This window comes from Methylobacterium soli (assembly GCF_008806385.1).
GTDB lineage: Bacteria > Pseudomonadota > Alphaproteobacteria > Rhizobiales > Beijerinckiaceae > Methylobacterium > Methylobacterium soli.
The window spans coordinates 79,341-88,932 of sequence record NZ_VZZK01000030.1; the positions used below are offsets into that span (position 1 = coordinate 79,341).

A 9,592-nucleotide genomic window follows, 5' to 3' on the forward strand; every position below is an offset into this window, starting at 1 on the left:
GCGACGTTTGCCTAGCCTCGCGCCCGGGACAGGTTGAGCGCCACGGCGCCGCGGATGAGTGCCTTGAAGGCGTCCTCGTCGATCGCATCGCCCGCGCGGATGTCGATGGCGCGCCGGGTGCCGCCCTCGAGGCTGGCATTGAAGAGGCCCGAAGGGTCCGGGAGCGCGGCGCCCCTGGCGAAGGTCAGCTTCACGGTGGTGCGATAGGTCTCGCCGGTGCAGATGAGGCCCGCATGCTCCCAGACGGGCACCCCCAGCATGGCGTTGGACGGCTTTCTCCACTTCACGGTCTCGACGATCCCGGGATCGGCCTGCCGGATCCAGTTCCGCATCCGGGCAAGCACCGCGCCCTGCCAGCCGTCGAGCGCCGCGATCCTGGCGTCGATCAACCGGGCGGGATTGTCCATCTCGGCGAGGTTTCGAGCCTCGGTCATTGCGTTCCCCCGATTCGTTGCCCGCGCCGCGCGCCGCACCGATGCGTCGGTCGCCGCAACCTCGCACCGGAGCCAGGCGCGTCCCGCGCAACCCGACATGCGAGCCACCCACCGCGAAGGTCAACACGTCACCGCGGCCGTGTGAGGACGCAGCCTCGCGGCGGCGCCAAATTGTATTCTTCTCAGGGGCGTGCGTCTGTCGGCAATGCCGGCGGGCTCTGCCTTCTCACGCAGCCTCCACCCGGAGCGGATGTCCGGCGCCGGACCGCGTTCACGCGCCGGCGGCGCGCTCGGCCTCCGCCCGGGCCCAGGCCTCGCGGGTCTCGCCCGAGAAGTCGGCGAGGCGGCCGCCCGCGATCGCCCTGCGCATCCCCGCCATCAGGTCCTGGTAATAGGCGAGGTTGTTCCAGGTCAGCAGCATCATGCCGAGGATCTCGTCCGAGCGGACGAGGTGGTGCAGGTAGGCCCGGGAATAGTCGCGGGCGGCGGGGCAGGACGAGGTCTCGTCGAGGGGCCGCGTGTCCTCGGCGTGGCGGGCGTTGCGCAGGTTGATCCGCCCGTGGCGCGTATAGGCGAGGCCGTGGCGCCCGGCCCGGGTCGGCATCACGCAATCGAACATGTCGACGCCGCGCGCCACCGACCGCATCAGGTCGTCCGGGGTGCCGACGCCCATCAGGTAGCGGGGCTTCGCGCGCGGCAGGTGCGGCTCCACCGTCTCGATCATGGCGAGCATCACGGCCTGCGGCTCGCCCACCGCGAGGCCCCCGATGGCGTAGCCCTTGAGGTCGAGGGCGACCAGCGCCTGGGCGCTCTCGACGCGCAACGCCGGCACGTCGCCCCCCTGGACGATGCCGAACATCGCCTTGCCGGGCTGCGTCCCGAAGGCGACGCGGCAGCGCTCGGCCCAGCGCAGCGACAGGCGCATGGCGCGCTCCACCTCGGCGGGCTCGGCCGGGAGCCGCACGCATTCATCGAGCTGCATCTGGATGTCGGAGCCGAGCAGCCCCTGGATCTCGATCGAGCGCTCCGGGCTCATGTGGTGGGCCGAGCCGTCCACGTGCGAGCGGAAGGTGACGCCCTTCTCGTCGAGCTTCCGCAGGCTCGCGAGCGACATCACCTGGAAGCCGCCGGAATCGGTGAGGATCGGCCCCTCCCAGCCCATGAAGCGATGCAGGCCGCCGAGGCGGGCCATGCGCTCGGGGCCGGGCCGCAGCATCAGGTGATAGGTGTTGCCGAGCACGACGTCGGCCCCGAGCGCGCGCACCTGGTCGGGATACATCGCCTTGACGGTCGCGGCGGTGCCGACCGGCATGAAGGCGGGCGTGCGGATCACGCCCCGGGGCATCGTGATGGCGCCGGTGCGGGCCGGGCCGTCGGTGGCGTCGACGCGGAACGCGAAGGCGTCGGTGGGCGAGAATTCGGTGGGCGAGGCTTCGGTGGGCGAGGGTTCGGTCATCAGGGGGTTCCGGCCGGGAAGAGCAGGCTCGAATCGCCGTAGGAGTAGAAGCGGTACCCGCCCCGGATCGCGTGGTCATAGGCCGCCCGCATGGTCTCGAGGCCCGAGAAGGCCGAGACCAGCATGAACAGGGTCGAGCGGGGCAGGTGGAAATTGGTCATCAGGGCGTCGACCGCCCGGATCGGGACGCCCGGCGTGATGAAGATCTCGGTCGGCCCCGAGAAGGCCCGGAGGCGGCCCTCGGCGTCCGCCGTGCTCTCGAGGAGCCGCAGCGCCGTGGTGCCGACCGCCACGATCCGCCCGCCCGCGGCCCGGACCGCGTTGAGGCGCTCGGCCGTCTCCGCATCGAGATGCCCGATCTCGGCATGCATGCGGTGATCGGCGGTGTCGTTGGCCTTGACGGGCAGGAAGGTGCCGGCGCCGACGTGCAGCGTCACGGTGTGGCGCGACAGGCCGGCGGCGTCGATCCGCGCCAGGAGGTCGTCGGAGAAGTGCAGGCCCGCGGTCGGGGCCGCCACCGCCCCGGGCTCGCGGGCATAGACGGTCTGGTAATCGGTGACGTCCCGGTCATCCGCAGGGCGCTTGCCGGCGATGTAGGGGGGCAGCGGCAGGGTGCCGAGCGCCGCGATGCGCTCGTCCAGCACCGGCCCGGTGAGGTCGAAGCGCAGGGTGATCTCGCCGCCCTCGCCCTTCTCGATCAGGGTCGCGGTGAGGCCGCCGAGCTCGCACGGCGCGCCCGCGCCGTCATGGCCGAAGCGGAGGATGTCGCCGACCGCGAGGCGCTTGCCGGGCCGCGCGAAGGCGCGCCAGCGGTCGGGCGCCGCGCGCAGGTGCAGCATCACCTCGGCCCGGAGGCCCGGGGCCCCGGGGCGCGTGCGCAGGGCCGCGAGCCGGGCCGGGATCACCCGCGTGTCGTTGAAGACGAGGGCGTCGCCCGGGCGCAGGAGATCCGGCAGGTCCCGCACCGCGCGGTCCTCCAGGGCCGCGCCGGGGCGCACCACGAGGAGGCGGCCGGCATCGCGCGGGCTGGCGGGCCGCAGCGCGATGCACGCTTCCGGCAGCTCGAAATCGAACAGATCCACACGCATGGGGCGCCAACTGCACGGATTGGCCCGCCGGATCAATGGCGCCTGCTGCCACGGCGGCGGATGCCGGCACCAGGCTTGACCGCGGCCCCGTGGCGGTCGCCAATGCGCGCGCCATCGGGCGAGACATCGGGAAGGGAGTGGCCGCCGTGAACGAGCCCCGGACGGGACGCCGCGCCAGGATCACCTTGGATTCGCAGCTCGTGACCTACTGGGACCGGGAGGCCGCGCGCCTCGACGCGCTCGCCGGGAAGGCCCGTTTCGGCTGGATCGCGCGCCGCTACCGGCGCAAGGCGGACGTGGCCCGGGCCCAGGCCGAGCGCAGCCGCGCCCGCGAGGCGGCGCGGGGGGCGGCCCCCGACGCGACGGCCTGAGGCGCCGCGCCGGCGATCCCGGGCCTATAGCTCCGGCTAAAACCTTTGCCGTGGCCTTCCGGGGGGGCGGCCCTGTAGGGGCTCGGCCGGGACGGGCCCCCGGCCCGCGATTCCGCCGGACACGTGTCAGACCCCTCCATGGAACGGACCCAGAAAGCCGCCCTCTCCGGCGCCCTTATCGGCACCCTGGTGACGGGTCTCAAATTCGCCGCCTGGTGGCTGACCGGCAGCCTCGCGCTCTACTCGGACGCGCTGGAGAGCATCATCAACGTGGTGGCGGCGGCCTGCGCCTTCGTGGCCCTGCGGGTGGCCGCCTCGCCCCCCGATGCCGACCACCCCTACGGCCACCACAAGGCCGAGTATTTCTCGGCGGTGATCGAGGGGGCCCTGATCATCGTGGCGGCCCTCCTGATCCTGCGCGAGGCCGCCGCCGGCATCCTGGCGCCCCGGGCCGTCGACGCGCCGGTCCTCGGCCTCGCCATCAACGCCCTCGCGACGATCATCAACGGGGTCTGGGCCGTCCTGCTCATGCGCCGGGGGCGGGCCTGGCGCTCGCCCGCCCTCGTGGCCGATGCCCGGCACGTGATGGCCGACGTCTTCACCTCCGGGGGCGTGCTGGTCGGCGTCGCCCTGGTGGCCGTCACCGGGGCCCTCGTGCTCGACCCGATCGTGGCGGGGCTCGTGGCCCTCAACATCCTGTGGTCGGGCTGGGGCATGGTGCGGGAATCCATCGACGGTCTGATGGACCGGGCGGCCCCGGCCGAGATGGTGGCCCAGATCCGCGAGCTCATCTCGATCCACGGCGCCGGGGCGCTCGAGGCGCACGACATGCGCACCCGCCACGCCGGCCAGGCGACCTTCATCGATTTCCACCTCGTGGTGCCGGGCGAGATGAGCGTGCAGACCTCGCACGCCATCTGCGACCGGCTCGAGGCCGCGATCGAGGGCGCCATCGCGGGCGCCGTCGTGGTCATCCACGTGGAGCCGACCGACCACGCCAAGCAGCGGGGCGTGCCGGTGCTCTGACGGTCCGGTGCTCTGACGGGCCGGGGCCTCTCAGGGGCCGGGCGGCGGCCCCGGGAGGCTCGCGCCGAAGATCGGCGCGAAGCTGGCGCGCAGCTGCATGTCGACCTCCGCCAGGCTGACGAGGTGCCCGAGATCGACCAAGCTCGTGACCCCGTGGCCCTGGATGCCGCAGGGGACGATGCCGGAGAAATGCGACAGGTCGGGCTCCACGTTGAGGCTGATGCCGTGGAAGCTCACCCAGCGCCGCACCCGGATGCCGATCGCCGCGATCTTGTCCTCGACGCCCGCGCCCTTCTCGGGCCGGCGCACCCAGACCCCGACCCGGTCCTCGCGCCGCTCGCCCCGGACGTTGAAGGCCGCGAGCGTCGCGATGATCCAGGCCTCCAGGGCCGCCACGTAGGCCCGCAGGTCCGGGCGGCGACGGTTGAGGTCGAGCATCACGTAGGCCACCCTCTGCCCCGGCCCGTGATAGGTGTATTGCCCGCCCCGCCCCGTGCGATGGACGGGGAAGCGGCCGGGCTCGACGAGGTCGGCGTCCCGGGCCGAGGTGCCGGCGGTGTAGAGGGCCGGGTGCTCGAGGAGCCAGACGCATTCGGGTGCCGCGCCGCGCGCGATCGCGGCGCTGCGCGCCTCCATGGCGGCGACGGCCTCGGCATAGGGCACGAGGCCCTCGCTGATGCACCAATCCACCGGCCCCGCGCCGGCGCTCGCCAGGAAGGCGCCGGGACCCGGATCGTGGCGCTGGGCGGTTTCGTTTACCAAGGCTTCACCATATTGCGCGGATGCTCGGCGCCGGACCGGCGGGTGCCGGGTGGTCGGAAGGTGTGCGGCGCGTGGCGGTTCTCGAAGACCTCAAGGTCGATCTCTCGGTGGTGCTCGGGCGCAGCCACATGCCGCTGCACATGCTCCTGCGCATGGGCCGCGGCGCCGTGATCGAACTCGAAGCCACCGAGAGCGATATGGTCGAGATTCTCGCAAACGACCACCCGATCGCCCGCGGGCAGATCGTGGTGACGGGCAACCGCATCTCCGTCGAGGTGACCGAGCTGATCCGCAAGGCCGAGGTGCTGCGCACCCCCGGGATCACCATCGGCGAGGGCTCGGTGCCGATCCTCGAAATGGACGGCGAAGCGGCCTGAAGCGCAACGCGGCGCTTGTCGGGGCGGATTCGATCTGTTATCCGCTGCGCCGCTCACCACGGAAACGGCCTGCCCCGCAGGCCAGGACCGGCGGCGAGACCGGTCCCAATAGGTACCGATGCGGCCATGGCGGAATTGGTAGACGCGCTAGCTTGAGGTGCTAGTCCCGCGAGGGGTGGAGGTTCGAGTCCTCTTGGCCGCACCAACGTACTTTCCCTTGAAGGGCAAAGAGTTGGTGCATTACAGTGGCTTACGGGTGACCGCGCTCTCACACAGCGGTGCCCCACATGGCCCTTATGACAGCCCGACCTTGGAAAGACCCGAAGACCGGGGTTTACCACCTCCGTCAACGCACGCCGCGTGATCTCCTGGCACGTCTGAAGGGTCAGACGGTGGCCCTCCCCGTGGGCGATGCGTTCGTCAAGGTTAAGGTCGGAGACATCGTTCAGGCCTCCCTCAGGACCAAGGAAGCCGCCGAGGCTCGGAGTCGCCATGCGGTCGCTGACGGTGCCCTGAAGCGGTTCTGGGAAGTGCAGAAGGCTGGGCTTGTCACACTTACCCAACGGCAGATCACGGCACTTAGCGGACTCGTGTACGCGGACGTGAGGGGAGCTGTAGCGGAAGAGCCGGGGACGCCAGAGACGTGGGATCACGTTCTACGGCTTCACGAAGAGGCACGCTCGGCAGGCAAGTTGGGACAGTGGGTTGGCCCCTCTGTGGATGGGCTCCTTCTGAAGGAGGGACTCATCGCTGATGCGGCGAGCCGCGAGCGCCTCATCGAGGCGATAGACCGCGCCTTCATCCAGGCTGCTATCCACCTTAAGCGTAACTCTGAGGGTGACTATCGCCCTGACCCAGACGCCGCGCGCTTCCCAGAGTGGCAACGTCCAGCCCCCTCCCCGGCTGTGGCTAAGCCTCTTCAGGAGCGTGGCGACAGGATCACGGCTGCGACCCTGTATGAGCGGTGGGCCGCCTACAACGCAGACAAGAAGGCCGCGAACACGATCAAGCGCTATCGAGGCAGCTTCCAATCCCTCAGCGGCTTCCTGAAGGATCGTGATCTTCGCGCCATCACATCCGATGATGTCTATGCCTGGGCTGTCCACCGCCGTGATGTGGAGGGCGTTAGCCCACGGGTGATCAACAAGAACGATCTTGTCGCGGTCAGCTCGGTTCTAGGCTGGGCTGTCGGGCGGTCAGGTGGGCAGCTCCTGACCATGAACCCCGTCACTGGCATTGCCTTAGAGGAGCCTAGAAAGGTCGTTCAGCGGGAGCGGACGTTCCGTGAGGGCGAGATAGCCGCGATCCTCTCTGCGGCCTCGGCGGTCGAGCCTGATGACAGAAACCCGACCTTCGCCGCTGCCCGTCGTTGGTGCCCGTGGCTGGCGGCCTACTCCGGTGCGCGCATAGCCGAACTGACACACCTTGAAGCTCGCGACATCCGAACGGAGGGCGGCATCGTCCTCATGGACCTGAAGTTCACAAAGACGGGTGAGCCGAGAGTCGTGCCAATCCACGCGCACCTCATCGAGATGGGCTTCTTGGGGTTTGTAAAGGCGTCTGGCCCTGGCCCCCTCTTTTACGATCCGAAGCGACACGGAATGGCTTCGTCCACACCTCCAGCCGAGATGCGTGGGCATAAGGTTGCCAAATGGGTACGTGCTACTGTGGGCCTTGATCCCGCTGTAGACCCGAACCATGGGTGGCGTCACACATGGAAGACACTTGCGCTTGGAGCGGGCATTGAGGAGCGGTTGAGGGATGCCATCACGGGGCATCGGGTGGCCTCTGTGGGCCGCAAGTATGAGGCTCCCTCGCTCGCGATGCTGGCAACGGCAATGGAGCGGTTTCCTCGTTACGTCCTCTGACTCGTTCCGTCCGCAGAGGGGGCAACGCCAGCCCACTTCCGGAACACCGCTATGGGTTCTGAAGTAGGGCTGGGCGAGGTCAAGAGAGTGGGCCGGGGATTGCGGCCTCGGCTTCCACCAACAGCCTCGCTTCATGCCGCCGCACGAACAGCCACAAGGCGAGGCCACTAAAGGATCACGAGCGTCGATAAAGCTAAGCCTACTGGCCCAGCGATGTGCTCGATGGAGCGGCCCCACCAATATGAGCCGAGGCCATGCTGATAGCCCTGCGATTCCACCGAGGCCATTGAAAACCATGAAGCGCCGCGCATCGAGCCGGTTCACGCCAGCCAGGACCGCCGCATAGACCCTCAGCATCGCCGTGAACCGGCCGAAGAAAACGATCTTCCCGCCGTGCTGACGGAATAGGTACTGCCCGAGCTTCAGCCGGCCGTGATCGAGGGCGATCAGATGGCCGTAGCGCAATAGCAGCGACATACCCCAGCGCCTCCCGGCCCGGTACCCAGATTATCGCCTAGGATTGTAGCAAGTGCGGCCATGGCAAAGACCATCGCGATGTTCAGGTTGCCGGTGCTGTCAGCATAGACGACCGAGGAGATCAGGACCGTCTCACCCGGCATCAGCACACCGGCGCTTTCAAGACCGATGATCACGAAAATCGCGATGTAGCCGTAGCTGGCGATGAAGCCAGTAATAAGCAGTTCTGTGAGGAATGACATCCAGATGCTTCTCAGACTGATTAAGCTGCCTTTCTCTCTGGAAAATCTAGCCGTTCCGCGACCCTGAGGCGCCGAGAGCAATTGCGCCTCCGCTCGTTATCTCTGATCTCGCGCCCGCGTTAGGTTCATTCGCTCACGACCAGCGTCAGCTATGCGATCTGCGAGAAGGGGCAGCGGCGTTCGCGCCATCTGAGATTGCACATATGGAAGTTGCACATCATTCATCGCATAAACGAATCGAGATGCCTGACTTACCACACGCTCGTTTAGTCGCGCGATTAGCTCATGATGATTCCGCCGTCTTATCCGGTTCACCATCTCATCGGTGTTCGCAGCATAGAAAACCTGCTTAGGACCAATAGGTATCATCAGGAACGAGTCGGAGGAAACAAGATCGCTCGTCATCATCAATGGGCGGTCGGAGGTCATTAGCGCGTTAGAGAAGAGCGGAAAGCTTAAGCTGCCCCATCGCATGGCCATAATGCGCTCGCGAATCTTTCTGTCATTGATAAGATCTGCTACGATTGTCATGCCCACGCGTTCTATCATGGCCGGTGGCACCGAGTTCATGAACTCTCGCAACGTGCTGGGCCAAGAGGAACGGCGACGTCTGCGATAATCTAGCTCCATCTCTGGTGTTACATCAGCCCAGCTACGCTCAAAATGTTGTTTGAACGATTTAAGTTCGTCTGGATGTCGATGCCATAAAGACATGAGAAAGCGCGTCCAGGCTTCCATCTCGCGCGTCTTGAACGTCATATGCTGTCCGGACTTCATGGCGTACAAGACCTTGGCAGCCAGGTCGTCCACTGGCTTCATAAAAAGAGACTCGAAGGCTTGGGCATCCTCTCCGATCAGGCCATGGAGCTCGTACAAGCGCTCAACGTAACCAGTGCCTGCAGGGGCAACTCTCTTCGGAACAACTCTATCGCAGTTCTCTCGTGGGCGGCTGAATTGACAGACTCTTCGATCAGAGCCAGCCCACTGCTGTGTATAAAAAATTGGGATGAAATGGTGAATTTTGGGCGGATTTTGAGTGAACGGCAGAATAATGGCTCCATGTTTAGATCCGAGGAGGTCCGCTTATATTCGGTCGGGGGGGAACTCTTGAAGATGAGCACTTCGCTCCCAACGCGTGATCACTGCGTCAGATCGTCTGTCGCTCTGCCGCGCACCTCTTGGCAGCGATACCAAGCTGAACCAGCCTTAATGCCTCTCTGCGACAGCTCCTGAAGCGCATGCTGAACCGCCATTTCCCCAACCCTTTCGCACCGCTCTCTCGTCTCGAAGACGGCGGTTGCTCCTTCATCAGGCTGCGCGCTGCCCGAGAAGATGGTCAGGATGAGAAGGAAGGCTGTCTTCACCCACTGCTCCAAACGGTCGCGACAGGCGAATCCACATCACTTTGAGAAGCGTAGCAGTAATCTAGCAGGGTGTTGAAGAAGTCCGTGGCGTGGCCGAGCTGGGCGTGATTCACTCCTTCCCGGAAGC

At 66.9% G+C, this 9,592-nt stretch carries 11 protein-coding genes and 1 tRNA gene; 5 read left to right on the forward strand and 7 right to left on the reverse strand.

The features are described 5' to 3' along the window. Positions 1-11 precede the first annotated feature (11 nt). The 3 genes from F6X53_RS23530 to queA form a co-directional block, all read right to left on the reverse strand. Complete coding sequence (locus tag F6X53_RS23530) at positions 12-434, reverse strand: DUF1801 domain-containing protein (protein ID WP_151002845.1); 423 nt, start codon at positions 432-434, stop codon at positions 12-14. 271 nt (positions 435-705) lie between these two features. Beyond that, a complete protein-coding gene (tgt, locus tag F6X53_RS23535; protein ID WP_151002847.1) occupies positions 706-1,890 on the reverse strand; it encodes a tRNA guanosine(34) transglycosylase Tgt in 1,185 nt (394 codons plus the stop codon). Next, on the reverse strand, positions 1,890-2,978 hold the full coding sequence (queA, locus tag F6X53_RS23540; RefSeq protein ID WP_151002849.1) for a tRNA preQ1(34) S-adenosylmethionine ribosyltransferase-isomerase QueA: 1,089 nt from the start codon (positions 2,976-2,978) through the stop codon (positions 1,890-1,892). Before queA ends, tgt begins: the two co-directional genes overlap by 1 nt. Positions 2,979-3,013: 35 nt before the next feature. On the opposite strand from queA, the gene F6X53_RS23545 reads away from it, so the two are divergent. Together F6X53_RS23545 and F6X53_RS23550 are read left to right on the forward strand one after the other, a co-directional pair. Then, positions 3,014-3,349 (forward strand): hypothetical protein, encoded by a 336-nt coding sequence (locus F6X53_RS23545; RefSeq protein ID WP_425324699.1) that lies wholly within the window; start codon positions 3,014-3,016, stop codon positions 3,347-3,349. A gap of 138 nt (positions 3,350-3,487) precedes the next feature. Further along, complete coding sequence (locus F6X53_RS23550; RefSeq protein WP_151002851.1) at positions 3,488-4,375, forward strand: cation diffusion facilitator family transporter; 888 nt, start codon at positions 3,488-3,490, stop codon at positions 4,373-4,375. A gap of 30 nt (positions 4,376-4,405) precedes the next feature. Here the strand turns inward: F6X53_RS23550 and lipB are convergent, their stop codons facing one another. Beyond that, complete coding sequence (gene lipB / locus F6X53_RS23555; RefSeq protein WP_151002853.1) at positions 4,406-5,137, reverse strand: lipoyl(octanoyl) transferase LipB; 732 nt, start codon at positions 5,135-5,137, stop codon at positions 4,406-4,408. 71 nt (positions 5,138-5,208) lie between these two features. Between lipB and F6X53_RS23560 the strand changes: the two genes are divergently transcribed. From F6X53_RS23560 to F6X53_RS23570, 3 genes are all read left to right on the forward strand, one after another. Continuing rightward, positions 5,209-5,514: a FliM/FliN family flagellar motor switch protein gene (locus tag F6X53_RS23560; RefSeq protein WP_151002855.1), complete on the forward strand. Its 306-nt coding sequence runs from the start codon at positions 5,209-5,211 to the stop codon at positions 5,512-5,514. A 120-nt stretch (positions 5,515-5,634) separates the two neighbouring features. Continuing rightward, positions 5,635-5,719: transfer RNA gene (locus F6X53_RS23565), tRNA-Leu, on the forward strand. Positions 5,720-5,906: 187 nt separating this feature from the next. Continuing rightward, entirely contained in the window at positions 5,907-7,382 is a 1,476-nt protein-coding gene (locus F6X53_RS23570) for a site-specific integrase (protein ID WP_191970960.1), read from the forward strand. Between the two features lie 446 nt (positions 7,383-7,828). Here F6X53_RS23570 and F6X53_RS33365 read toward each other — a convergent pair whose 3' ends face one another. The 3 genes from F6X53_RS33365 to F6X53_RS23585 form a co-directional block, all read right to left on the reverse strand. Further along, entirely contained in the window at positions 7,829-8,101 is a 273-nt protein-coding gene (locus F6X53_RS33365) for a DedA family protein (protein ID WP_238298609.1), read from the reverse strand. Positions 8,102-8,197: 96 nt separating this feature from the next. Beyond that, positions 8,198-9,154 carry a DUF4238 domain-containing protein gene (locus tag F6X53_RS23580; protein WP_151002859.1) on the reverse strand — a complete coding sequence of 319 codons (957 nt, stop codon included), beginning with the start codon at positions 9,152-9,154 and terminating at the stop codon, positions 8,198-8,200. An 86-nt stretch (positions 9,155-9,240) separates the two neighbouring features. Next, the gene (locus F6X53_RS23585) at positions 9,241-9,465 is read right to left on the reverse strand and encodes a hypothetical protein (protein WP_151002861.1); all 225 of its coding nucleotides are present in this window, start codon (positions 9,463-9,465) and stop codon (positions 9,241-9,243) included. Positions 9,466-9,592 lie beyond the last annotated feature (127 nt).